The 24636-nt window shown below is 72.1% G+C and carries 12 protein-coding genes and 2 pseudogenes; 3 read left to right on the top strand and 11 right to left on the bottom strand.

Translation table 11 applies throughout. From position 1 onward, the window contains the following. The 4 genes and pseudogenes from ACFP3V_RS11140 to ACFP3V_RS32095 all read right to left on the bottom strand — a co-directional run. Positions 1-253: hypothetical protein (locus tag ACFP3V_RS11140; RefSeq protein ID WP_380582535.1), on the bottom strand; the 253-nt coding region annotated here is incomplete at its 3' end. A 204-nt stretch (positions 254-457) separates the two neighbouring features. Next, positions 458-1567: a peptide chain release factor 2 gene (prfB, locus tag ACFP3V_RS11145; protein WP_380582537.1), complete on the bottom strand. Its 1110-nt coding sequence runs from the start codon at positions 1565-1567 to the stop codon at positions 458-460. A gap of 1157 nt (positions 1568-2724) precedes the next feature. After that, positions 2725-3984, bottom strand: a pseudogene (locus tag ACFP3V_RS11150) (serine/threonine-protein kinase); the annotation flags it as partial. Positions 3985-5610: 1626 nt separating this feature from the next. Continuing rightward, positions 5611-6687 (bottom strand): annotated as a pseudogene (locus ACFP3V_RS32095) (serine/threonine-protein kinase); the annotation flags it as partial. A 208-nt stretch (positions 6688-6895) separates the two neighbouring features. Between ACFP3V_RS32095 and ACFP3V_RS11160 the strand changes: the two are divergent. Next, positions 6896-9622, top strand: a complete 2727-nt coding sequence (locus ACFP3V_RS11160) for an FHA domain-containing protein (protein ID WP_380582541.1) — start codon at positions 6896-6898, stop codon at positions 9620-9622. A 204-nt stretch (positions 9623-9826) separates the two neighbouring features. On the opposite strand, the gene ACFP3V_RS11165 is transcribed toward ACFP3V_RS11160, so the two are convergent. From ACFP3V_RS11165 to ACFP3V_RS11190, 6 genes are all read right to left on the bottom strand, one after another. Beyond that, positions 9827-10816, bottom strand: a complete 990-nt coding sequence (locus tag ACFP3V_RS11165) for a carbohydrate ABC transporter permease (RefSeq protein WP_380582543.1) — start codon at positions 10814-10816, stop codon at positions 9827-9829. Beyond that, positions 10813-11787: a carbohydrate ABC transporter permease gene (locus ACFP3V_RS11170; RefSeq protein WP_380582545.1), complete on the bottom strand. Its 975-nt coding sequence runs from the start codon at positions 11785-11787 to the stop codon at positions 10813-10815. The genes ACFP3V_RS11165 and ACFP3V_RS11170 overlap by 4 nt, the downstream gene beginning before the upstream one ends. Positions 11788-11885: 98 nt before the next feature. Further along, positions 11886-13259 (bottom strand): ABC transporter substrate-binding protein, encoded by a 1374-nt coding sequence (locus tag ACFP3V_RS11175; RefSeq protein WP_380582547.1) that lies wholly within the window; start codon positions 13257-13259, stop codon positions 11886-11888. A gap of 180 nt (positions 13260-13439) precedes the next feature. Continuing rightward, positions 13440-18311, bottom strand: a complete 4872-nt coding sequence (locus ACFP3V_RS11180) for an NAD-glutamate dehydrogenase (RefSeq protein ID WP_380582549.1) — start codon at positions 18309-18311, stop codon at positions 13440-13442. A gap of 529 nt (positions 18312-18840) precedes the next feature. Continuing rightward, the gene (locus ACFP3V_RS11185; protein ID WP_380582551.1) at positions 18841-19506 is read right to left on the bottom strand and encodes an HAD family hydrolase; all 666 of its coding nucleotides are present in this window, start codon (positions 19504-19506) and stop codon (positions 18841-18843) included. A 29-nt stretch (positions 19507-19535) separates the two neighbouring features. Then, positions 19536-20051, bottom strand: a complete 516-nt coding sequence (locus ACFP3V_RS11190) for a DUF6912 family protein (RefSeq protein WP_380582553.1) — start codon at positions 20049-20051, stop codon at positions 19536-19538. A gap of 263 nt (positions 20052-20314) precedes the next feature. Here ACFP3V_RS11190 and ACFP3V_RS11195 point away from each other — a divergent pair, with 263 nt between their 5' ends. Next, positions 20315-20722 carry an Rv3235 family protein gene (locus ACFP3V_RS11195; RefSeq protein ID WP_380582555.1) on the top strand — a complete coding sequence of 136 codons (408 nt, stop codon included), beginning with the start codon at positions 20315-20317 and terminating at the stop codon, positions 20720-20722. Positions 20723-20774: 52 nt separating this feature from the next. Here ACFP3V_RS11195 and secA read toward each other — a convergent pair whose 3' ends face one another. Continuing rightward, on the bottom strand, positions 20775-23528 hold the full coding sequence (gene secA / locus ACFP3V_RS11200) for a preprotein translocase subunit SecA (RefSeq protein WP_380582557.1): 2754 nt from the start codon (positions 23526-23528) through the stop codon (positions 20775-20777). 268 nt (positions 23529-23796) lie between these two features. Between secA and ACFP3V_RS11205 the strand changes: the two genes are divergently transcribed. Further along, on the top strand, positions 23797-24456 hold the full coding sequence (locus ACFP3V_RS11205) for a GNAT family N-acetyltransferase (RefSeq protein WP_380582559.1): 660 nt from the start codon (positions 23797-23799) through the stop codon (positions 24454-24456). The last annotated feature ends 180 nt before the right edge of the window (positions 24457-24636 follow it).

Genomic DNA, 24636 nt, shown 5'->3' on the forward strand with positions numbered 1-24636 from the left:
CGGCGGACCCGCTCGCGTCCGCCGGGGCCGAGGTGCCGGCGGACGCGCTCTGCGTCTCCTCCACCTGGCCGGAGATCGGGGAGGAGGCGGAGTCGCTCGGCAGCAGGCCCGCCACGATGTCGCCCGGAGAAGTGGGCACCCGCTCGGTCGCCGCCTGGGCCGCGCCCGCGACCGCCATCCCGGCCCCGGCCAGTGCCAGGCCCAGTCCGGCGATGCGTATGCCGCTGGCCTTCTTCCGGTGTCCGCGCGCCACAGTTTTCCCTTCCGCACAAAGGTTCACTTGCTCTGCGCGCGACAGCATGGTGTGCCGAAGGCCCGGGGGTCAACTTGCGTTCCCCGGGCCTTCGGTGACGATTCGTCCGATTTACCGCCTTATCCCTCAGGCGGACTTTTCCTGGCCTTTACGCCATCGGATGCCGGCCTCGATACTGCGGCCCTCGTTCATCTCGGCCGACACCTACGCCGACTTCTCCTGACCCTTGCGCCACCGGATGCCGGCCTCGATGAAACCGTCCAGGTCGCCGTCGAGCACCTGCTGCGGGTTGCCGGTCTCGTACTCGGTGCGCAGGTCCTTGACCATCTGGTACGGGTGCAGCACGTAGGAGCGCATCTGGTTGCCCCACGAGCTGCCGCCGTCCTTGAGCGCGTCCATCGCCGCGCGCTCCTCCTGGCGGCGCCGCTCCAGCAGCTTCGCCTGGAGCACGTTCATCGCGGAGGCCTTGTTCTGGATCTGCGAGCGCTCGTTCTGGCAGGAGACCACGATGCCGGTGGGCAGGTGGGTGATGCGCACCGCCGAGTCGGTCGTGTTGACGCCCTGGCCGCCGGGGCCGGAGGAGCGGTAGACGTCGATGCGCAGGTCCTTCTCGTCGATGTCCACGTGGTCGCTGGACTCGACGACCGGGAGCACCTCGACGCCCGCGAAGGAGGTCTGCCGGCGGCCCTGGTTGTCGAAGGGCGAGATGCGCACCAGGCGGTGCGTGCCCTGCTCGACGGAGAGGGTGCCGTAGGCGTAGGGGGCCTTCACGGCGAAGGTCGCGGACTTGATGCCGGCCTCCTCCGCGTAGGAGGTGTCGTAGACCTCGGTCGGGTAGCCGTGGCGCTCGGCCCAGCGCAGGTACATGCGCATCAGCTGCTCCGCGAAGTCGGCGGCGTCCACGCCTCCCGCCTCGGCGCGGATGTTCACCAGCGCCTCGCGGGCGTCGTACTCGCCCGAGAGCAGGGTGCGCACCTCCATCTCCTGGACGGACTTGCGCACGGACTCCAGCTCGGACTCCGCCTCGGCCCGGGCGTCGGCGTCGCCCTCGGCCTCGGCCAGCTCGAAGAGGACGCCGAGGTCCTCGATCCGGCTGCGCAGGGTCTCGATGCGACGGAGCTCGCCCTGGAGGTAGCTGAGCCGGCTGGTGACCTTCTGGGCGTTGTCGACGTCGTCCCACAGGTCGGGCGCGGCGGCCTGGTCCTCGAAGACGGCGATGTCGGCCCGGAGCTTGTCCAGGTCGACGACGGCCTCGATCGACTCCATGGTCGACTCGAGGGACTTCAGTTCTTCGGAAGGATCAATAGCAGCCACGCCCCAAGCGTATCGGCTCCGCCGAAGTTGCAACGCCCCCCGCAGGGGCGCGGGGATCCCCCGCCCTGCCGCAGCCTTCGGCCGGGGCACCCCCGCGGCGGGAGGTGCCCCGACCGCGACCGGCGGCCCACCGCTGGGGCAGGTCCGGCGCGCAGACCGGGTCGGAATTCCCTGGGTGGTGTGCCGCTCGCGGTCAGGGCGCCTGCCGCCCGAAAGGCGGGGTCCCTGGCTCAGGGAGCGGTGGTGACGGCCTGAGTGGACGTCAGGTCGCCGGAGGGGGTCACCCGGAAGAGGAGGAGGTGGCCGCCCTGGTCGCGGACGGCCGCGGGGGCGAGGGGGCCGGCCGCCGTGGCCGGGAGCGTGCCCGGGGTCCAGGACGTGCCGTGGCCCGCGGCGTACGCCGCGTCCGCGGTGAAGACGTACCAGGTCCCGGAGACGGAGACCGCGTCCGCGCGGGACGAGGACCCGTTCAGGCCGGTCACCGGGGCGGCCTGGTGCCAGAAGCCCTTGGCGACCTGACTGCGCAGCACCTCCCCCGAAGCGTCCGTGACGAACGCGTCCGCCGCGTCGCCGCCCGCCTCCGGAGCGAGCGTCGGGGTGCCGGTCACCTTCCCCGGCAGCGGGACGACGGCCCAGGCCGTCCACGCGCCGCCGACGTAGGCCGTGGTCGCGAGCTGGCCGTCGATCCGGGCGACCAGGTCGATCCGGTCGCCGGTCGCCGCCGCGGCCGGGGGCGAGTCGACCTTGGTCCGGGCGTCCAGCTGGCTCCACGGCGTCCAGTCGCGGCCGACCAGGTCGCGCCAGTAGACCAGCCCGTCCGTGCCGCGGGCGAACAGGCGCAGGCCGCCGCCGGGCAGCGGGACGGGCGCGGGCTCGCCGGAGACGTGTATCCCCGTCAGCTTCACCCAGCTCCCGTAGGCCCCGGAGGCTGCGCGGGTCAGGTAGCGGATGCTGCCGGAGGCGTCCGTGCCGAAGACGAGGACCGTGCCGCCCAGGCGGGCGGCACGGACGCCGGTCAGCAGCGGCGCGGCCGGGGCCGGGGCCGTGGCCCAGCCGCTCCAGGCGGGCAGGCGGGTCGCGGCCGCCGGGCCCGTGGCGTCCACCTGACCGGCGACCGGCGCCTTGGGCAGCGAGGCGGCGCGGGAGTGCGAGGCGGTGGGTGACGCGGCGTCACCCGGGTTGGGGCGGTGGGTCGTGGTATCGCCGCCGGACGTGGCGGCGTAGCCGCGGATGACGCCGCCGATCAGCAGGACCGCGAAGCCGGCCGCGATCAGCCGCCTGCGGCGGACCGTGGCGCGTCCCGCGCCGCTGCGACGCAGGCCCGGCCGGACCGCGGCGGCGGCGCGCTCGGCGCGGGAGGCGGAGGCGTAGGAGGCGAGTTCCTCGGGGCTGGGCCGGCGCAGACTGGTGTGCGTGGCCCGGGTGTCGTCCGGCGCGCTGGTCGGCACCAGCGGCACGGCGGGGCCGCGGCGGTGCCGGGCCCGGGGCAGCGGCGGCTCGTCGAGGTCGTCGTCCGTGACGTCCGAACCGTCGTAGCCGGGCGTCGGGCTGACCGGCGGCGCGTCCGGATGGGCCACGGACAGCGGCGGCAGGCCGGCCAGCGAGGGCAGCAACTCCCGCAGTGCGCCGGCCAGTTCAGCAGCGCGCAAGCGCGAGGCCGGGGCCTTGGCCAGGCACTGGGCCAGTACCTTCCACAGCGCGTCGGGGAGCCCGGGCAGTGGCGGGACGGTCTCGGTGACGTGCCGGCGCAGCACCGCCCCCGTGTGGCCGCCGCCGAACGGCGTGAAGCCGGCGAGGAGTTCGTAGAGGACCGTGGCCAGCGCGTAGATGTCGACGGCGGCCCGCGGCTCCAGCCCCTCAATGACCTCGGGGGCGAGGTAGTCGGGCGTGCCGATGATCCTTGTCGCCCGGGTCCGCCGGGGGGCGTCCACCAGCCGGGCGATGCCGAAGTCGGACAGCTTGGCCCGGGGCGCGCCGCCCGGGCCGGGGCTGGAGGCCTGGTCGAGCAGGATGTTCTCGGGCTTGACGTCCCGGTGGACCACGCCTTCGGCGTGCGCGGCGGCCAGGCCCTCGGCGACGTCGGCGGCGACGGACACGGCCACCTGCGGCGGGAGCGCGCCCTCGCGGTCCAGCTTGGACCGCAGGTCGCTGCCGTGGACCAGTTCCATCACCAGGGCGAGGTCGTCCCCGTCGACGACGAGGTCGTGCACCCCCACCACGCGCGGGTGGTCGAGGCTGGTGAGGGCGGTGCGCTCCTGCACGAACCGGCCGACGAGGACCTGGTCCGAGGCGAGGTCCTCGCGCAGGATCTTGATGGCGACGGGCCCCTCCGGCCCCTCCCCCAGCCAGACGGTGCCGGCCGAGCCGCGTCCGATCACGGTGTGCGCGGTGTACCGGCTGCCGATCTTGCGTGCCAAAGCTGCTCCGTGCGCGATGGGGTGGATGTAGCCGGGACCAAAGTACGCGGAACGGAGCCGTTTGGGGGAACGTGGGTGGCCAGACGCCCCGCAGGTGTCGACAAATCGTCAATCCTGCGGGGTACGGGCGGAACTGACGGCGGCTCAGCCGCCGTTGATGCTCTTGACGTTCTTGACCGTCTTGTTCACCTGGTTCACGGTGCCGGTGATCCGGTGGTACTCGTGCACCACCGCGTGCCACCAGCCCTCGACGGTGCGCACGCCGTGGTCGATCCACCCGTGCAGCGGGCTGAACTGCCAGACCAGGAAGCCGGCGACGACGAGGACCAGCAGGAACTTGAGGCAACCGCCACCCGGGATCCGCATGCGGCGGCGGGGCCGCCGGGGTGCGCGCTCCCGGTACTCCGGCTCGCGGTCGCGGTCGTATCCCCGGTCCCGGTCCGGCTCACGGTCGCGCCTGCGCTCGGGCTGTGCCGGGGCGGGCCGGACGGCGGGTGCCGGGTCCGCGAGCGGGTCGCGACGCTCGGGCTGCGGCGGAGCAGGACGGTAGGGCGCGGGGGCAACCTGCGCCTCACGCCGCGCCTGCGCGGCCGAGACGGCCCGCCCGTTGGGACGGGCGGTGGGCGCAGGCGCGGGGGCCTGGTACGGCGGGGGCGCGACGTCGGGCTCCGGCTCCGGGGGGAGCCAGGCGACCTGCGTCTGCTCGTTGCGGGTACGGGCGGCCCGCAGCTGGGACTCCCACGGGTGGTGCTGGCCCGACTGTCCGTCAGGGCCGGCAGCGGTCGGCATCACGCGGGTGCCCTCAGCCCCGGTACCGCCACCGGGCTGCCGCCACAGGTCCCGTCCATCGGCCCCCTGCTCGGGCAGTGCGCTTCCGCCCCCCGCAACGCCGTGGCCCCGCCCCGAACCCGGCAGCACCTGCGTGGCGTCGGCCGCGCTGTTGAACCCCCCACCTCCCGGCCCCACCCCGCCGGAGCCGGGCAGCACCTGGGTGGGATCGGCCGGCGCGCCGAAGGCGCCCGCGCCGTGCTGGGCCGGACCCGAACCGGACACGGAATCGGCCGGGCCGCCGAAGGCGCCCGCGCCGTTCTGGGACGAGGCCGCGGCAGCGGTGCCGAAGGCACCCGGGCCGGCGGCTGCCCCGGCGGAGCCGGGCAGCACCTGGGTGGGGTCGGCCGGTGTGCCGAAGACGCCGCCCGCGCCCTGCTGGACCGGACCCGAACCGGACACGGAATCGGCCGGGCCGCCGAAGGCGCCCGCGCCGTTCTGGGACGAGGCCGCGGCAGCGGTGCCGAAGGCACCCGGGCCGGCGGCTGCCCCGGCGGAGCCGGGCAGCACCTGGGTGGGGTCGGCCGGTGTGCCGAAGACGCCGCCCGCGCCCTGCTGGACCGGACCCGAACCGGACACGGAATCGGCCGGGCCGCCGAAGGCGCCCGCGCCGTTCTGGGACGAGGCCGCGGCAGCGGTGCCGAAGGCACCCGGGCCGGCGGCTGCCCCGGCGGAGCCGGGCAGCACCTGGGTGGGGTCGGCCGGTGTGCCGAAGACGCCGCCCGCGCCCTGCTGGACCGGACCCGAACCGGACACGGAATCGGCCGGGCCGCCGAAGGCGCCCGCGCCGTTCTGGGACGAGGCCGCGGCAGCGGTGCCGAAGGCACCCGGGCCCCCGGCGGAGCCGGGCAGCACCTGGGTGGGGTCGGCCGGTGTGCCGAAGACGCCGCCCGCGCCGAGCGGGGTCCGGGCCACGGAGGACTGGCCGGCCAGCGTCGGATCGGAGTTGCCGGGGAAGGGCGACGACCCTGCCGTGGGGGCGAACTGAGGGGGTGTCAGCAGGTAGGCGACGGCGTTCGCGGCCTCGATCTGGGCCACCGTGGCGTGCACGCCGACGCCCGCCGCCACCGTCCGCAGGGCCGTGGCCAGCGAAGCGGCACCGGGGCGCTCCTCCGGAGCCTTGCGCAGCGTCCGCTCGATCACCGTCCACAGCGGCTCGGGCAGGTTCCGCGGCCGCTCCGGCTCCTGCTGCAGATGCGCCTGCAGCGTCTGCAGCGGACCGTCGCCGCGGAACGGGGGGCGGCCGGTCACCAGTTCGTAGAGCATGACGCCCGCGCCGTACACGTCCACGGCCGACGTCTGCTCCCGGCCCTCCGCCGTCTCCGGGGCGACGTACGTGGGCGTCCCGACGAACTCGTGCGTGCGGGTGATCCCCGGCGAGTCCGCGAGCCGGGCGATGCCGAAGTCCGTGAGCAGCGGGCGCAGCAGCGGGCCGTCCGCGGTCTGCTCGGTGGCGAGGAGCACGTTGGCGGGCTTCAGGTCCCGGTGCACCACGCCGTCCGCGTGGCTGGCCGCGAGCGCGTCGGCGACCTGGGCCATGAGCAGGGACGCGGCCACCGGACCCAGCGGGCCGTGGTCGCGCAGGTGGCGGAACAGGTCCGGGCCGTCGACCAGGTCCATCACCAGGGCCAGCACCTCGCCCTCCACGACCAGGTCGCGCACCCGCACCACGTTCGGGTGGACCAGCCGCAGCAGCACCGACCGCTCGCGCAGGAAGCGCATCACCACGTCGGGATCGGTGGCCAGCTCCTCCCGGAGCACCTTGATGGCGACGAGCGAGGCGGCGTCGTCGCGCATCCGCGCACGCCACACCGTCCCGGTGGCACCGCGTCCCAGCGGCTCCTCCAGGAGGTACTTGCTTCCGACCGGACGCACTCCGCGCGCTCCTCTGATGTGCTCAGGTTTTCGGGCCACTCTAACGACGTTCGGGCCGGGCCGACGGTTCGGCGAGGCGGGCTGGTAGGTTCCCAAGATCATCCGCTGCGACCGTGGCACGAGCTGTCCGTCCCGGATGGGAAGATGCCTTCGGCACTGTGGCGACACCGGCACGTCCACCACACGTCCGGGGGCGGAAGGGGCAGGGATGATGCAGATCCGGCTGACCGTGCTCGGGCCGCGCGAGAGCGGTCCCGCCTCGTCCCCGCACGCCCCGGTCCCCAGTGCGGACGTGCAGGTCAGCGCCCCCGTCGGTACGACGCTCGGCGCGGTGGCGGCCGCGCTCGCTGGCGCGGTGGGCGCACGCCCCGGAGCGCGTGGCGGCCGGTCCGCGACCCATGTCCACCTCTACGCCGGAGAGCAGCGGCTCGACGAACGGGCCCTGCTCGGGCACCCGCCCCTGGTCGATGGCGCGGTCCTGCGCCTGGACGAGCCGGACGTCGGCTACGCGCCGCCGGCCCCTGACGTCACCGCACTGCACGTGGTGGGCGGTCCGGACGCCGGCGGCATCCACCTGCTGCATCCGGGCCGGGTGCTGGTCGGCCGCTCCGCCGAGGCCGACGTGCCGGTGGACGACCCGGACGTGTCCCGGTTCCACCTGGTCCTCCAGGTCGGCGCGGACGGCTCGGTCACCGTCGCGGACACCGGTTCCACCAACGGGACCGCGCTCGACGGCGCCCTGGTCGGCCCGGAGGCGCGCCCGCTGCCGCCGGGAGCGCTGCTGACGCTGGGCGAGTCGGCCCTCCGTCTGGTCCCGGGCGGACCCGCGGCGGTCCCGGAGACGGTGCCCGACGGCCAGGGCCAGCTGCAGCTGACGGTCCGTCCGGCGGTGGCCGTGCCGCTCGGCCGCACCGCCTCCGGCACGGGGGCGGTCACCCCGGCCGCGGCCGCAGGTGAGTCCCGCGCCCCGCTGACCGCCCGCGCCCGGGGCCTGCTCGGGCGCCGCCGCTCCGCCGTGCCCGCCGCCTCCACCGCGCACCGGTCCGGCCCGGCGGACTCGGGCCGCTGGCCCGACCCCGCCGAACTGCTGCTGACGGCCCTCGGCCCGGGGCCCCGGCTGTGGGAACGCAGCCCGGAGCACCCCGACGCCCTGACGGTCCGTCTGGGCACGCGTGGCGGACGCCCGTTGACGCTGTCGCTGCGCGAGGCGGGCAGCCTCGGCCTGGCCGGGCCGCGGCCCCGCCTGCTGGGCCTGGCCCGGGCGCTGGTGGCGCAGCTCGCGGTGCTGCACGCGCCGGGCGCGCTGGAGCTGGTGCTGGTCGCCGCGGACGGCGGCCGCTCCGCGGACGCCCGGGTCGAGGACTGGTCCTGGCTGCCCTGGCTGCCCCACGTCCGCCCCGGCCACGGCCAGCCCTGCCGACTGCTCACCGGCTTCGACGCGGACCAGGCGCTGGCCCGGCTCGACGAACTCCTGCCCGACTCGCCCTTCCGGGTGACGGCCGCCGCCCCGACCGTGGTCGTCGTGGACGGCGACCCCGGCAGCGCGCCCGCCCGCGAGGTGCTGGCCGCCCTCGTCGCCCACGGCCCGGCGCGCGGGGTGCACGTCCTCGCCCTCGCCGAGCATGCCGACCTGCTGCCGCACGGCCTCGGCGCGACCGCCGCGGTCACCGGGGACGTCGGCACGCTGCTCACCGTCGAGCGACCGGCCGGGTTCGGCTCCCCCGCCGCGTCCGGGCACCACCGGGCCGCGCCCGAGCACGAGCTGGTCGAGGGCGTCGCCCTGGACGCGGTCTCGGCCGGCTGGGCCGGCCGGCTGGCGCGCGCCCTGGCGCCGCTGCGGGAGCCGGACGGCCAGCGCCGTGCGGGCCGCGGCGCACTGCCCGAATCCGCCCGGCTGCTGGACGTGCTGAGTCTGGGTCAGGTGACACCGGCTCAGGTCGCGGAGCGCTGGGCCGAACAGACCGTGCCCTCCGGCGCAGGTCCGCAGGCTTTGGTGGGCGTGGACCGCGACGGTCCGTGCGGCCTGGACCTCGGCGGCCACCTGCTGATCGGCGGCGGCCCCGGCTCTGGCCGCACCGAGCTGCTGCGGGCGCTGCTCGCGTCGCTGGCCGTGGCCCACCGTCCGGATCGGCTCGGCCTGCTGCTGATCGAGGGCCGACCACCCCAGGACCCGGCCCGGGGCCTGGCCCCGGCGACCGAACTGCCGCACGTGATCGGCTTGGTGACCGCGGAGGAGGAGGCCGCGGCGGCAGCCGCGCTGGAGGCGGAGCTGGACCGCCGCGCGGAGCTGCTCGGTGAGCGCTCCTTCTCCGCGTGGCACGCGGAGCGCGCGATCAGCACCCGGCTCACCCCGCCGCGCCTGCCCGCCGACGACTACCCGCAGCGCGCCGCGGTGCTGGCCGTGGCCCAGAGTCAGCTGCCGCACCTGGTGGTGGCGGTGGACGACTGCGACGCGGTGCGCTCGCCCGCCCTGCTCGCCGCGCTGGAGGCGGTGGCCGAACGCGGCCCCCGGCTCGGCGTGCGGCTGGTGCTGACGACCTCGCGCCCGGAGACGCTGTCGGGCACGGCGCTGGACGAGGCGGCGGGTGTCCGGGTGGCCCTGCGTTCGGAGGACGCCCGGGCCACGGCGCTGGTGCTGCAGGCGGAGGACGCCGCCCCCTGGTCCGCGGAGGAGCTTCCGGGCCGGGCCTGGGTGCGCCACCCGGACGGCGGGGTGACGGCCTTTCAGGCGGCGCGGATCACAGGACGGATCCCCCGCACGGCGACGCAGCGGCCGACGGTCACGCCCCTCGACTGGACGACGGCGGGCGACCCGCCGACGTCCCGCCCCCTGCGGGAGCTGGGCAACGGCCCGACGGACCTCGCGCTGCTGGCGTCGGCGCTCCAACGCGCCACGGACACCTCGGCGGTGAGCCCGCTCCCCGCCTTGTTCTGACAACGGCGAGGGCACCTTCAGGGGCGCGAGGCCGCCACCATGGGCGGCTCCGCCGCGTGGGCGCGACCAGCCCACCCCCCGGGGAGGTCCGTTCCCATTGAACGGGTCGGACCTCCCCGGGTGGTGGGCTGGTCGCGGTGGGGGCACCTCCCGCCCGGAGGGTGGGGGATCCTCTCGCCCCCAAAAGAGCCCCCTGACGGGGCCTCAGCCCTTGACGGAGCCGGCGAGGAGGCCGCGGACGAAGTACCGCTGGAGGGAGAAGAAGACGATCAGCGGGATCACCACCGAGACGAAGGCGCCGGCGGTCAGGATCTCCCAGTGGTCCCCGAAGGATCCCGACAGCTGCGCCAGACGCACCGTCAGGGGCGCCACCTCGGGCGTGCCGCCCGCGAAGGTGAGGCCGACCAGCAGGTCGTTCCAGACCCACAGGAACTGGAAGATGGCGAACGAGGCCAGCGCGGGCGTCGCCAGCGGCAGCACCACGCTCCGGAACACCCGGAAGTGGTTCGCACCGTCCACCCGCGCCGCCTCGATGAGGTCGTTGGGCAGCTGGGCGATGAAGTTGTGCAGCAGGAACGTCGCCAGCGGCAGCGCGAACATCGTGTGCGAAAGCCACACCGCCGCATAGCTGTTGCCCACGCCCAGGCCGGGCAGGACCTGCACGCTGCCGATGTGGACCCCGCCCGAGTACAGCTTGAGCAGGGGCACGAGCGACATCTGCAGCGGCACCACCTGCAGCGCGAAGATCACGAAGAAGATCGTGTCGCTGCCCCGGAACCGCACCCAGGCCAGGCAGTACGCGGCCATGGACGCGATCGCCAGCGGGAAGATCGTCGCCGGGATGGTGATGGCCAGCGAGTTCACCAGGTACGGCATCAGTCCGTTGCTGACGCCGAACCCGCCGTTGAACAGCACGTCGTGGTAGTTGGAGAAGGTGATCGACGGGTGGACGAAGATCTCCCACCAGCCGGTCTGCGCGACGTCCTGCTCGGGCCGGAGCGAGGTGGCCAGCAGGCCGAAGGTCGGGATCGTCCACAGCACCGTCACCACGATGACGATGAGCGAGGAGAGCGGACTGCTCAGCGCGCGGCGGACGCCCTTCGCGCCGGCCTGGCGGGAGGCCACGACGGCCGGGGAGTCCCCCTGCGGGTCGCGGGCTCCGGGGGCCTCGGGCTCGATGTCGGCGGCGGTCATCGGACGGCCCTCTCCCTGCGCAGCTGCATGATGTTGTAGCCGACCAGCGGCAGCACCGCGACGAACAGGATCACCGCGAGCGCGCTGCCGCGCCCCACGTTGAACTGCACGAAGGCCTGCGAGTACATCTCGTTGGCCAGCACCTGGGTGCCGAAGTTGCCGCCGGTCATGGTGCGGATGATGTCGAAGAGCTTCAGCGTCGTGATCATCACGGTGGTGAGCACGACGACCAGGGTGTTCCGGATCATCGGAATGGTGACGTGGGCGAAGAGCCGCCAGCCGCGGGCCCCGTCCAGCACCGCGGCCTCGGTGATCTCGTCCGGGATCGCCTTGATGGCGGCGGAGAGCACCACCATGGCGAAGCCGGTCTGCACCCAGACCATGATCACCATCAGCAGGAAGTTGTTGAGCGGGTGGGACAGGATCCAGTTCGGCGGGTTGTGCCAGCCGAGCCAGATGCAGACCTGGCTGAGCAGGCCGATCTGCGGCTGCGAGGAGTCCCGCCAGGTGTAGACGAACTTCCAGATGATGCTGGCGCCGACGAAGGAGATCGCCATCGGCATGAAGATCAGCGACTTGTACAGCGCCTGCCGCTTGAGCCGGTCCACCAGCAGCGCCAGCAGCAGCCCGAGCCCGGTCGCGGCGATCGGGGCCACCACGATCCACAGCAGGGTGTTCAGCAGCACCTGGTGGATCGAGTCGGTGGTGAAGGCCCAGCCGTAGTTCTTCCCCCCGACCGAGCGGGTGCTGTCGTCGTTGAAGAAGCTCAGGTAGATCGTCCGCAGCGCGGGGATGACCAGGCCCACCAGCAGCAGCAGGACGGCCGGGCCGAGCAGCACCAGGACGGCCAGGGGCCGGGAGATCCGGCCGGAGGCGCGCCCGGCGAAGAAGAAGATGAGCAGCAGCACGCCGAGGAAGCCGAGGATCGCCCCGCCGGCGTTGACGAACTTGATGGTGGCGTCGGCCCACATGGTCGTTCTCGCTTCGGTCTAGTCGTGACACACCGTCAGGGAGCCGAGGGGCGCGGGCGGAGGGCCCGCGCCCCGTGTGGCTTCGGCTCAGCTGGTGCTCACTGCGGCCATGCGGCGTCGATGTTGGCGGCCGTCTTCTGCACCGACTGGTTCTGGGCGAACCAGGCCGTGAACTCCTTCCACTCGGCGCCGGCGCCGACGGCGGCCGGCATCAGGTCCGAGGCGTCGAAGCGGAAGGTGGCGCTCGGGTCGGTCAGGTACTTGGCGGACAGCTGGTCGACCGGGTCGGTGTAGGTGGACGGGTCCACGCCCTGGTTGGCCGAGACCCAGCCGGGCGCGACCTTGATCCGAGAGGTGGCCCAGGCGGAGGTGGACAGGTAGTTCTGCACCGCCTGCACCTCGGGCCGGTCGCTGAAGGCGGCCACGAACTCGCCGCCGCCCTCGACCGGGGTGGTCACCGACGGGTCCACCGAGGGCAGCTTGAAGGCCCAGATGTCGCCGTCCGGTCCGATCTTGGTGCCCTTGGGCCACTGCGCCTCGTAGAAGGACGCCTGCTGCAGCATCGAGCAGTTGCCCTTGAGGATCGGCGCGCCCGCGTCCTGGAAGGTGGTGGAGGCGATCGACTTGACGTCGCCGATGCCGCCGTTGACGTAGGCCGGGTTGTGCATCCAGTTCTGCACCACGTTCATCGCGTCGATGATCTGCGGGTCGCTGAACTTGATCTGGTGGCTGATCCACTTGTCGTAGACGTCGCCGCCGTACTTGCCGAGGACGACCTCCTCCAGCCAGTCGGTGGCCGGCCAGCCGGTCGCCGTGCCCGAGCCGATGCCGCCGCACCAGGGCTTGTTCTTGCCGGCCTTGGCGATGGTGTCGCTCAGCTTCATCAGGTCGGCCCAGGTGGTCGGGACCGTCCAGCCGTTGGCCTTGAACTGCTTGGGCGAGTACCAGACCAGGGACTTCATGTTGGCGCTCATCGGAGCGGCGTAGAAGGTGCCGTTGACGGTGCCGTAGGACTTCCAGATGGGAGCCCACTTGTTCTCGTTGTCGACCGTCTGCTGCGGCGGCTTGACGACCTTTCCGGTCTTCACCATCTGCGCCAGCAGGCCGGGCTGCGGGATGATCGCCAGGTCGGGGGCGTTGCCGCCGTTGACGCGGACCGGGAGCTGCGACTCGAAGTCGTTGGAGCCCTCGTAGGAGATCTTGATGCCGGTGCACTTGCTGAAGTCGGCCCAGGACTTCTCCAGGGAGTCCGACTCGGGGCTGAGGATCGAGGCGAACATGGTGACGGTCGTGCCGGAGTGGCCGGCGTAGGCCTGGAACTGGGCGCAGTCGCCGGTCAGCGGCGAGGCGGAGGCGTTGCCTTTGCTCCCGCCGCCCGAGGAGCTGTTGGAACAGCCCGCCACCAGGGCCAGTGCCGCGGCGGCTGCGCCTACCGCGAGCACGGAGCGCCCTGAGCCGATCGTTCTCTGCATTGCGTGCCTCCTGGAGGGTGGAACGAGTGCGCGCGCGTGCAAAGTCGACAAGTCGTCAACTTCGTTGTCTCTGACTGAGACCAGGAAGATAACTTGCTCACCTGTCGCAAGGAAAGAGGAAAGACCGCCCCGAGGGGCGGTCTTTCCTCCAGGAGTTGAAGGCACCCGGTCACCTTCGGGTCAGCGCATCGACCCCGTACGGAGCAGCGTGCGGATCACCCGCATGGCCACGCTCAGGTTGGCCAGGTCGTAGGACTCCGAACCCCTTATGTCCTCGAGCGTGGTGCGCGCCCGGTTGACCAGCGTGGCGTTGGCGTCCGCCCAGGCGGCGAAGCGCTGCTCCGGGGTGGCGCCGGGGCCGCCGTGCCCGAGCAGGTCCTGCGTGAGCGTGGCGTGGGCCGCGAACAGGTCCTCGCGGATGGCCGCGCGGGCCATCGACTGCCAGCGGTCGCCGCGGGGCAGCTCGATGATCCGGTCCAGCAGGTTGGCGATGCCGAGGCGGTCGGCCAGGTCGTAGTAGAGCCCGGCCACCTCCATCACGTCGCTGCCGGTGCGGTCGGCGACCTCGACGACGTCGAGGGTCGGGAAGGCCGAGGAGAGGCCGGCCATGTGCGTGGCCAGCTCCTCCGGCACGCCCGCCGACAGGAACTCGCCGCGGACCGACTCGAACCACTCCAGGTCCGAACCGCGCAGCAGCTCCGGCAGCTTGGCCCACACCTGGTTGACCCGGTCCCGGAAGACCTCGACGGTCTCGGCGATGTCCAGCGGCTGGCGCCGGTTGTTGAGCAGCCAGCGGGTGGACCGCTCCACCAGGCGCCGGCTGTGCAGCCGCATCTTGGTCTGGACGGCTGCGGGGACCTTGTTGTCCAGCGCCTCGACCGACTTCCACATGCCCTTGAGGTCGAAGATGGCGCGCGCCGCCGCGTGCGAGCGCAGCACCTCCTCGTAGGTGGCGCCGGTCTCCTCCTTCAGCCGGAAGGCGAAGGTGCAACCGCCCATGTTGATGGTCTCGTTGACCAGGACGGTGCTGATGATCTCGCGGCGCAGCGCGTGCGCGTCGATCTGCTGGGCGAAGCGCTCGCGCAGCTGCGGCGGGAAGTACCGGTGCAGCTTGCCCGCGAGGTAGGGGTCGTCCGGCAGGTCGGAGGCGAGCACCTCGTCGGCCAGAGTGATCTTGACGTAGGCCATCAGCACGGCCAGCTCGGGCTGCGTCAACCCGCGTCCCGCGGCGGCGCGTTCGCGGATCTGCGCGCCGGACGGCAGGAACTCCAGCGCCCGGTCCAGGTGGCCGTCGGCCGCCAGGCGGCGCATCAGCCGCGCGTGGACGTTGAGCATCGAGGGCGCCTGGGCGGAGGCGTTGGCGAGCGCCACGTTCTGCGCGTAGTTGTTGCGCAGCACGTGGTGGGCCACGTCGTCGGTCATCTCGGCCAGCAGCGCGTTGCGCTGCTTCACCGTCATGTCGCCGTCGTTGACGACCTGGCCGAGCAGGATCTTGATGTTGACCTCGTGGTCCGAGGTGTCCACACCGGCCGAGTTGTCGATGGCGTCGGTGTTGACCTGGCCGCCGTTCGTCGCGAACTCGATCCGGCCGAGCTGGGTCGCGCCCAGGTTGCCGCCCTCGCCCAGGACCTTGGCGCGCAGCTCGCCGCCGTTGACCCGGATCGCGTCGTTGGCCTTGTCGCCGACCTCGGCGTTGGACTCGGCCGAGGACTTGACGTAGGTGCCGATGCCGCCGTTCCACAGCAGGTCGACCGGGGCGAGCAGGATCGCCTTCATCAGCTCGGCCGGGGTCATCCGGGAGACGCCCTCGTCGATGCCCAGGGCGTGGCGCATCTGCGGGGTGACGTTGATCGACTTGGCGCTGCGCGGGAAGACGCCGCCGCCCTTGGAGATCAGTTCGGCGTTGTAGTCCTCCCAGGAGCTGCGCGGCAGGTCGAACAGCCGCTTGCGCTCGGCGAAGGAGAGGGCCGCGTCGGGCTCCGGGTCCACGAAGATGTGGCGGTGGTCGAAGGCGGCCACCAGCCGGATGTGCTCGGACAGCAGCATGCCGTTGCCGAAGACGTCGCCGGACATGTCGCCGATGCCGACGACGGTGAAGTCCTGCGTCTGGGTGTCGTGGCCCAGCTCGCGGAAGTGCCGCTTGACGGACTCCCAGGCGCCGCGGGCGGTGATGCCCATGCCCTTGTGGTCGTAGCCGGCCGAGCCTCCGGAGGCGAAGGCGTCGCCCAGCCAGAAGCCGTAGTCGGCGGCCACGCCGTTGGCGATGTCGGAGAAGGTGGCGGTGCCCTTGTCGGCCGCGACCACCAGGTAGGTGTCGTCGCCGTCGTGGCGGACCACGTCCTTGGGCGCGACGACCTCGCCGGCCACCAGGTTGTCGGTGATGTCGAGCAGACCGGAGATGAAGGTCTTGTACGAGGAGATGCCCTCGTCCATCCACGCCTGGCGGTCGACCGACGGGTCGGGCAGCTGCTTGGCGACGAAGCCGCCCTTGGAGCCGACCGGCACGATGACGGTGTTCTTCACCATCTGCGCCTTGACCAGGCCGAGGATCTCGGTGCGGAAGTCCTCACGGCGGTCGGACCAGCGCAGACCACCGCGGGCGACCTTGCCGAAGCGCAGGTGCACGCCCTCGACCTGCGGCGAGTAGACCCAGATCTCGAACTTCGGCCGCGGCGCGGGCAGGTCCGGGATCGCCTGCGGGTCGAACTTCATCGACACGTAGGGATGCGGCTCGCCGTTCTCGTCGCGCTGGAAGAAGTTGGTGCGCAGGGTCGCCTTGATCAGCGAGAGGAAGGAGCGCAGGATGCGGTCCTCGTCCAGCGAGACGACCTGGTCCAGGGCGCCGTCCAGCTCCTCCAGGATGCCCTCGGTGAGCTCGGCCGCGCTGTGCTGGTGCGCGGGGGACATCCGGGCCTCGAACAGGTTGACCAGCAGCCGGGTGGCGTGGACGTTGCCGAGGAGCGCGTCCTCCATGTAGTCCTGCGAGAAGGCGACGCCCGCCTGGCGCAGGTACTTGGCGTAGGCGCGCAGCACCATGGCCTGACGCCACGTCAGACCGGCGCGCAGCACCAGGGAGTTGAAGCCGTCGTTCTCGGCCTTGCCGGTCCAGACGGCCGCGAAGGCCTCCTGGAAGCGCTCGCGGGACTCCTCGGTCACCGCGTCAGCGACCTCGGGGCGCAGCCGCAGGCCGAAGTCGTAGATCCAGGCGACCGAGGCGCCGGCCCGGCGCAGTTCGTAGGGGTGCTCGTCCAGCACCTCGACGCCCAGGCGCTGCAGGACCGGGAGCACCTCGGTGAGGGAGACGGAGCCGCCCTCCCAGTAGATCTTGAAGCGGCGCTCGTCGGCCTCGGCGTCCACCGGCTGGTACAGGTTGAGCTTGAAGTCCCCTGCGCCCCGGAGGGATTCGAGCTGGCGCAGGTCGGCGACGCCGGTGGCCGGGGTGAAGTCGGCGCGGTAGCCGTCGGGGAAGGCGTTGGCGTAGCGGCGGCTCGCCTCGGCGGCGCGCTCCTCGCCGCACTCGCGCACCAGCACCTCGTTGAAGCCGTCGGCCCAGGAGCGGGCCGCCTCGGCGAGCTTGGTCTCGAGCCGCTCGACGTCCGCGTCGGACAGGTGCGGCAGTTCGGTGCCGGTGGGCACGCGGACCACGAAGTGCAGCCGGGCGAGCACCGATTCGGTGTTCCACGCGGTGTAGTCGATGGTGGAGCCGCCGAGTTCCTGCATCAGCAGGTCCATCAGGCGCAGCCGGACGCGCGTGGTGTAGCGGTCGCGGGGCAGGTAGACCAGCGCCGAGAAGTAGCGGCCGTACTCGTCCTGGCGCAGGAACAGCCGCAGCTTGCGGCGCTCCTGCAGGTAGAGCACGGAGTGCGCGATGGACAGGAGTTCGTCGACCGGGGTCTGGAACAGCTCGTCGCGCGGGTAGGTCTCCAGGATCTGCAGCAGGTCGCGCCCGTCGTGGCTCTCGGCGGAGAACCCCGAGGCGTGCAGCACCTCCTGGACCTTGCGGCGGACGACCGGCACGCGGGAGACGGACTCGGTGTAGGCCGCGGCGGAGAAGAGGCCGAGGAAGCGGCGCTCGCCGACGACGTTGCCCGCGGCGTCGAACTTCTTGACGCCGATGTAGTCCAGATAGGACGGACGGTGCACGGTGGCACGGGAGTTGGCCTTGGTGAGGACCAGCAGCTTCTGCTCGCGGGCCTTGGCGCGGGCCGGCGCGGTCAGCCGGCCGAAGGCGGCGGACTCGGCGCCCACGGGGTCCGAACGCAGGATGCCGAGCCCGGTGCCGGCGACGGCGTGCAGCGCGTCCTCGCCCTCGGGGGTCTGCACCAGGTCGTACTCGCGGTAGCCGAGGAAGGTGAAGTGGTCCTCGGCGAGCCAGCGCAGCAGCTCCCAGGCCTCGGCCACCTCCTGCTCGCCGAGCCCGGCGGGCGGGGTGGACAGCAGCTCGTCGGCGATGCGCAGCGAGGCGTCGCGCATCTTGCCCCAGTCCTCGACGACCTCGCGGACGTCGCCGAGGACCCGGCGCAGGTCGGCCTCGATGGCCCGCAGGTCGGCGCGGTCGGTCTCGCGGTCGATCTCGATGTGCATCCACGACTCGACCAGGGCGTCCTCGGGGCGCTCGGCAGAGGTGGGGTCGGCGTCCAGCACCTCGATCAGCTTGCCGGTGATGTCGCGGCGGACCAGGAGCTGGGGGTGGATCACGACGTGGATGCCGCGGTCCTGGCGGGTCAGCTCGTTGGTGACCGAGTCGACCAGGAAGGGCATGTCGTCGGTGACGATCTCGACCACGGTGTGGCCGCAGGACCAGCCGTTCTCCTCCACGGTGGGCGTGTAGACCCGCACTTCGGCCGTGCCCTGCGGGCGCTTCGCCGCGAGCCGGTGGTGCGAGGCCGCCGCGCCGTAGACGTCCACCGGATCGCGGTCGACGAGGTCCTCGGGGGCGGTGTGGAGGTAGTAGTGCTTCAGGTACGAAGCGAGAGCGCCGTTGCCCAGCGCCTCTCCCTGAGCTGCCTTGCTGAGCAGTTCGGCTTTCGCCGTGTCCAGCGTGGTCTGCATGGCTATCTGGCTCCTGTCGCGCGCCGTTGCGTGACTCGGTGGGTGGCTGAGCTGGTCGTACATGATCCGCCGGGTCACTGTCCCTATCCTCCCGCATTGTCGGAAGTGCTCGGGACAACCCCGGTGTTTCGAAGCGAGCCTAACGCGGGTAGGAAAAGGGGCTACGGCCGGAACGGTGCAGTTCTGATGATCTTTGCTCCGGCCTGTACGACTTGCGCCCCGGCGACCACCGAAAGCCCCTGTACGGCGAGGTGTCACCCGTTCCGGGGGCGCACACGGGGCGCACGGCGGCCCACCGGGAGCGCGGGCAGGTGCTCGGGCCGCCGTGCGCCCCGTGTGCGCCCCCGGAACGGGTGACACCTCGCCGTACAGGGGCTTTCGGTGGTCGCCGGGAGCGCGGGCAGGTGCTCGGGCCGAGTTGCGGACCGGAGGTGGGACCGGGCCGCAGGGCGGAGCGCGGACCGGGGTGCCGACCGGAGGCCGGACCGGAGGCCGGACCGGCGCCGCAGGGCGGCACTCGGCTGGATGCTCAGTCGGCGACGAGATCCTGGGCCAAGGAGACGGCCTCGGCCAGGGAGTCGGCCACCGGGACGCCCACCCGCCGGAGTTCGGCCCCGTCCGCCGATCCGCCCGTGTGCAGCACGGCCTTGATGCCCGCCTGCGCTGCGGCGTGCGCGTCGTCCGGCACGTCCCCGATCAGCACCGTGCGCGCCGGGTCCACCTGCTGCGCGAGTCGGCGCAAGTGCCGCTCCAGATATGCCCCCTTGCCGCTGATCCCGGAGGTGCCGTCCCGGCCGTCGATCCGCAGGAAGTGCGAGGCGAGCCCCAACCTGCCGACCAGCGGCACCAGTTGGGTGTGCTCGTACATCGACAGCAGGGACTGCGTCCGCCCCTCGGTGGCGCCCCACGCGGCGAGCAGTTCGGCCGCGCCGGGCGCGAGCAGGCACTGGTCGCGGCGCTCCTCGTAGTGCTCGTGGAAGACGGCGTCCATGCGCTGCCACTCCTCCGGTGAGGGCCGGCGGCCGAGCCGGTCCTCGTAGAAGTCGATCACCGGTATCCGGTACAGCGCCCGGTACTCCGCCACGGTCAGCGGGGCCAGCCCGTACTCCGCGAAGGCGGCGTTGCTGGCGCCGACGACGGCGTGGGTGTCGTCGAAGAGGGTTCCGTTCCAGTCCCAGACGAGATGTGCGCGCATGCCGCGACCCTACGCGGAGGCGGTGACAGTCACGGAAGCAGGCCGGGAACCTCCTGGGTCGCGAACCACAGCAGTTCGTGGTCCTCAGCCCCGTCCACGGTGAACCGGGCGTCCTCATCCCCCGCGTCCGCCGCCGCGACCGCCTCCGCCGCGGCGGCGAGGTCGGCCACCACCTCGGGGTCGTCGGCGTCGGCGTGCACGGAGGCCGCCTTGGCCAGCCGCGGGGCGGCTACCAGCTCCACCGCCCCGAGCAGGGCGGCGTCCTCGTGCTCGGCGTGGTTCTGCAGGCGCACCTCGCCGTCCGGGACGTCCACCGCGACCACCACCCGGCGCCGTGGGGCCTTCGCGTCCTCCGCCAGCAGCCGCAGGCTGGCCTGCGCGGCGCGGACCAGGGCGGCGTACTCCAACTCCTCGATGTCGTCGCTGAGATACCACTCGCGCAGCGCCGGCGTCACGGCGTAGGCCCGCAGCGGCGCCGGCCCCAGCACGCCCTCCGCGTGCGACTGCGCGAGAGCGGTCAGGGTGGTGGGCACATACACGCGCATCGGGGCACTCCGGAAAGAGAGTCGGCGGTTCCGGCATCAGGATAAGGGGCCGCGCGGGCGACGGGATCCGCTCCTTCGAGTGTCACCCGACCGTGAATTTTCACCGTTATGTTTCCGTTATCGACCGAATCGCCGCAGATCAGCGCCTTGCGCCACTCGTTCGGATGAAATCCGGAATGTTCTCCACAGGCGTTTTTCACCCCTTGTCCAGATTCTTGCCGACCGCTAACAAGGATCACAACATCTCCGGAGGAGGTACTGCAATGCACACACCGCCGAGGTCCGTCCGTGTCGGTCGCCTGCACAGCCTCAGTGCGCGGCGCCAAGCGCAGCCCTTTCCGAGCTGCACCCGGGACAACAGGATCGCCCGCGCCTACGCACAGCAGTTGGTGGAGTTCCTGCACGGCAAGCGGGCCCTGCACCAGATCGCCCGCCTCACCACCGACGACATCCGGGCCGACCTGAACCAGCTGATTCGCCGCAGATGGCTGCAGCAACCGGCTCTCGGCAATGTCTTCGACTACACGCCCTGTCCGCGCGTACTCGAAGTATCGGCCATGGTCCACGAAGGGGAACGGGTCCATCCGCTCGCGTTCCGCCTCGAACTGCGGAAACCCCGCCGCTCCCTGCCGGAAAGCTGGATCTTCACCGCCCTGCGCACCCCCTTCTGACAGCACTCAGGCCCCGGTACCCCTGCGGGAACCGGGGCCTGACGGCCTGTCACTACTTCTTGCGGCGGCGGCCCTTGGCCGCCTTCCGGCGCTCCGCCCGGGTCATCCCGGGCACCTCGTCCTCGACGGCGTCCGCGTCGGTCAGGAAGTCGCCCTCGACCACGCTGTTGTCACCGTCCACCGACGGGGCGGAGAAGTGCAGCCGGTCCGGGCGCTGCGGCGCCTCCAGGCCCTTGGCGTGGATCTCCGGGGAGCCGACCTTCTCCAGCTCCACCGCACCCTCCTCGGGCAGCGGGACCTCCTCGATCTGCTGCTCGACCTGGACCTCCAGGTTGAACAGGTAGGAGATCGACTCCTCCTTGATCCCGTCCATCATGGCCTGGAACATGTCGAAGCCCTCGCGCTGGTACTCGACCAGCGGGTCGCGCTGCGCCAGGGCCCGCATGCCGATGCCCTCCTGCAGGTAGTCCATCTCGTAGAGGTGCTCCCGCCAGCGGCGGTCCAGCACCGAGAGGACCACGCGGCGCTCCAGCTCGCGCATGACCTGCTCGCCCAGCTGCTCCTCGCGCTCCGCGTAGCGGGAGTGCACGTCCGCCTTCACCGCGTCGGCCAGCTCGTCGGCGCTGACCCGGGAGCGGTCGCCCTCCTCGTCCTCGAAGTCCTCGATCTGCAGCGAGATCGGGTACAGCTGGCCGAGCGCCTGCCAGAGCTTCTCCCAGTCCCACTCCTCCGAGAAGCCCTCGGACGTCGCGTCCCGGATGTACGCGTCGACGGTGTCGTCGATGAAGTGGCCGATCTGCTCGCGCAGGTCCTCCCCCTCGAGCACGCGGCGGCGCTCGCCGTAGACGACCTCGCGCTGACGGTTCAGCACCTCGTCGTACTTGAGGACGTTCTTGCGGATCTCGAAGTTCTGCTGCTCGACCTGGGTCTGCGCCGAGGCGATGGCCCGGGTGACCATCTTCGACTCGATCGGCACGTCCTCGGGCACGTTGGCCATGGACAGCACGCGCTCGACCATGCCGGCCTTGAACAGGCGCATCAGGTCGTCGCCCAGCGACAGGTAGAAGCGGGACTCGCCCGGGTCGCCCTGACGGCCGGAGCGGCCGCGCAGCTGGTTGTCGATGCGACGCGACTCGTGCCGCTCGGTGCCCAGCACGTAGAGGCCGCCCAGCTCCTGGACCTCCTCCTGCTCGGCCTTCACGGCCTCCTTGGCCTTCTCCAGCGCGGCGGGCCAGGCAGCCTCGTACTCCTCCGGCGTGTCCACCGGGGAGAGCCCGCGCTGCGCCAACTCGGCCGCGGCCAGGTGCTCCTCGTTGCCGCCGAGCTTGATGTCGGTACCGCGGCCGGCCATGTTGGTGGCCACCGTGACCGCGCCCTTGCGGCCGGCCTGGGCGACGATCTGCGCCTCGCGCTCGTGGTACTTGGCGTTCAGCACCTCGTGCTGCACCCCGCGCTTGCGCAGCTCCTGGGACAGGTACTCGGACTTCTCCACCGAGGTGGTGCCGACCAGGACCGGCTGGCCCTTCTCGTGGCGGCCCACGATGTCCTCGACCACGGCGGCGAACTTGGCCGGCTCGGACTTGTAGATCAGGTCCGGCAGGTCCAGGCGGCGCGGCGGCTTGTTGGTCGGGATCGGAACCACGCCGAGCTTGTAGATCTGGTGGAACTCGGCCGCCTCGGTCTGCGCGGTACCGGTCATGCCGGACAGCTTCTCGTAGAGGCGGAAGAAGTTCTGCAGGGTGATCGTGGCCAGCGTCTGGTTCTCGTTCTGGATCTCGACGCCTTCCTTGGCCTCGATCGCCTGGTGCATGCCCTCGTTGTAGCGGCGGCCGGCGAGCACACGGCCGGTGTGCTCGTCGACGATCAGCACCTCGCCGTCGATGACGACGTAGTCCTTGTCGCGCTTGTACAGCTCCTTGGCCTTGATGGCGTTGTTCAGGAAGCCGACCAGCGGGGTGTTGGCGACGTCATAGAGGTTGTCGATGCCCAGGTAGTCCTCGACCCGGGTGACGCCCTCCTCCAGGATGCCGACCGTGCGCTTCTTCTCGTCCACCTCGTAGTCGCGGTCGAGCTTGAGGCGGGTGACCATCTTGGCGAAGTCGCCGTACCACTTGGTGGCCGAGTCGGCTGGCCCGGAGATGATCAGCGGGGTGCGGGCCTCGTCGATGAGGATCGAGTCGACCTCGTCGACGATCGCGAAGTTGTGTCCGCGCTGCACCAGTTCGTCCTTCGACCACGCCATGTTGTCGCGCAGGTAGTCGAAGCCGAACTCGTTGTTGGTGCCGTAGGTGATGTCGCAGGCGTACTGGGCGCGGCGCTCGGCCGGGCTCATGTTGGCCAGGATGCAGCCGACCTCCAGGCCGAGGAAGCGGTGCACCCGGCCCATCCACTCCGAGTCGCGCTCGGCGAGGTAGTCGTTGGTGGTGATCAGGTGCACGCCCTTGCCCGAGAGCGCGTTGAGGTAGGCCGGCAGCGTGCCGACCAGGGTCTTGCCCTCACCGGTGCGCATCTCCGCGACGTACCCCATGTGCAGCGCGGCGCCGCCCATGAGCTGCACGTCGTAGTGGCGCTGGCCGAGGGTGCGCTTCGCCGCCTCGCGGACCGCGGCGAAGGCCTCCGGCAGGATGTCGTCCAGGGTCTCCCCGTCGGCGAGGCGCTCGCGGAACTCGTCCGTCAGCGCCCGGAGCTCGGCATCGGTGAGGTTGACGAAGTCCTCTTCGATGGAGTTGACCTGGGCAGCGATCCGCTGCAGCTTGCGAAGGATCTTTCCCTCACCTGCGCGCAGGACCTTGTCGAAGACGGACACGTGGGCTGGCTCCTTGCCTGGGCTGGCCATCGGCGATTCAGTAACGGTGAGAGCACGGGAGCATCACCGCATCGGTCATCGTATGCGAGGAAGGGAGCAAGCCGGGAGGTCCGTCAGCACTGCGAGCGATGTCAGACCGTGAGATTTTCCGTTGAGCGAACCGACATCACTCTGACACCCATACAAAACGGACAACGGATTGCGTGCGGACGGTCGGTGCACAAATGCCTTTCCGGGCGGAAGCAGCCGCCCGTTAGTCTCCCGGGGCATGGACCCCGTGCACCTGACGACCGATCGCCTGCTGCTGCGCCCGCTGCGGGATGCCGACATCGAGGCCGTCCTGGCGGCGGGCAGCGACCCGGCCACCCAGCACAACACGACGATCCCGGTCCCCTACACGCGGGAGCACGCCCGGAGCTTCGTCCAGGACTACGCGCCGGGCGCGTGGCGGGACGAGAAGGAGTTCGTCTTCGGGGTCGCGCTGAAGCCGACGGACGAACTGGTGGCGTGCGTGAGCGTGCACGCCCGCAACTTCCGCGACGACGGGGTGGCCGAGATCGGGTACTGGGCGGTCCCCGCCCAACGCGGCCACGGATACACCGCGGAGGCGGTCGGCGAGATCTGCCGCTGGGCGTTCGCGGAGCTGGGCGTGGTGCGGATGGAGTGGCAGGCGGTGGAAGGCAACTGGCCCTCGCGGAGGGTGGCGGAGAAGGCGGGCTTCGCCTTCGAGGGCACGCTCCGCTCCAAGCTGGTCCACAGGGGCCGGCGCTTCGACGGCTGGATCGGCGCGCGGCTGGCCCCGGGAGCGGAAGCCACCGTGACGGCAGCGTCTTCGGACCCCGCGACCGCCGGGAGCCCCGGAGCCCTCGGGGCTCCCGGCGAGAGCACGGACCTGCCGCCGGACGCCGGGCCGGCACCGCGCGCCTAGGGCCGCAGCCGCCCGGCACTGCGCGGCTGGCGTCGCAGCGGCCCGGCGCTGCGCGACTGGCGTGGCGGCCCAGCACAGCGCGGCTGGCGCCGTGGCGGCCCGGCGCTGCGCGACTGGCGTGGCGTCGGTGAGCCGCCCGGTCGGGCCGGGCAACCGGAGCGTGCGGGCGGGGGGCCGGGG

This window comes from Streptacidiphilus monticola, assembly GCF_042658505.1.
In the GTDB taxonomy this organism is placed as follows: domain Bacteria; phylum Actinomycetota; class Actinomycetes; order Streptomycetales; family Streptomycetaceae; genus Streptacidiphilus; species Streptacidiphilus monticola.

What these genes read in the sequence shown, in the direction of transcription:
- ACFP3V_RS11160 (WP_380582541.1), top strand. Translation starts at nt 6,896, where the DNA reads ATGATGCAGATCCGGCTGACCGTGCTCGGGCCGCGCGAGAGCGGTCCC.
- ACFP3V_RS11165 (WP_380582543.1), bottom strand. Translation starts at nt 10,816, where the DNA reads ATGACCGCCGCCGACATCGAGCCCGAGGCCCCCGGAGCCCGCGACCCG.
- ACFP3V_RS11170 (WP_380582545.1), bottom strand. Translation starts at nt 11,787, where the DNA reads ATGTGGGCCGACGCCACCATCAAGTTCGTCAACGCCGGCGGGGCGATC.
- ACFP3V_RS11175 (WP_380582547.1), bottom strand. Translation starts at nt 13,259, where the DNA reads ATGCAGAGAACGATCGGCTCAGGGCGCTCCGTGCTCGCGGTAGGCGCA.
- ACFP3V_RS11180 (WP_380582549.1), bottom strand. Translation starts at nt 18,311, where the DNA reads ATGCAGACCACGCTGGACACGGCGAAAGCCGAACTGCTCAGCAAGGCA.
- ACFP3V_RS11185 (WP_380582551.1), bottom strand. Translation starts at nt 19,506, where the DNA reads ATGCGCGCACATCTCGTCTGGGACTGGAACGGAACCCTCTTCGACGAC.
- ACFP3V_RS11190 (WP_380582553.1), bottom strand. Translation starts at nt 20,051, where the DNA reads ATGCGCGTGTATGTGCCCACCACCCTGACCGCTCTCGCGCAGTCGCAC.
- ACFP3V_RS11195 (WP_380582555.1), top strand. Translation starts at nt 20,315, where the DNA reads ATGCACACACCGCCGAGGTCCGTCCGTGTCGGTCGCCTGCACAGCCTC.
- ACFP3V_RS11205 (WP_380582559.1), top strand. Translation starts at nt 23,797, where the DNA reads ATGGACCCCGTGCACCTGACGACCGATCGCCTGCTGCTGCGCCCGCTG.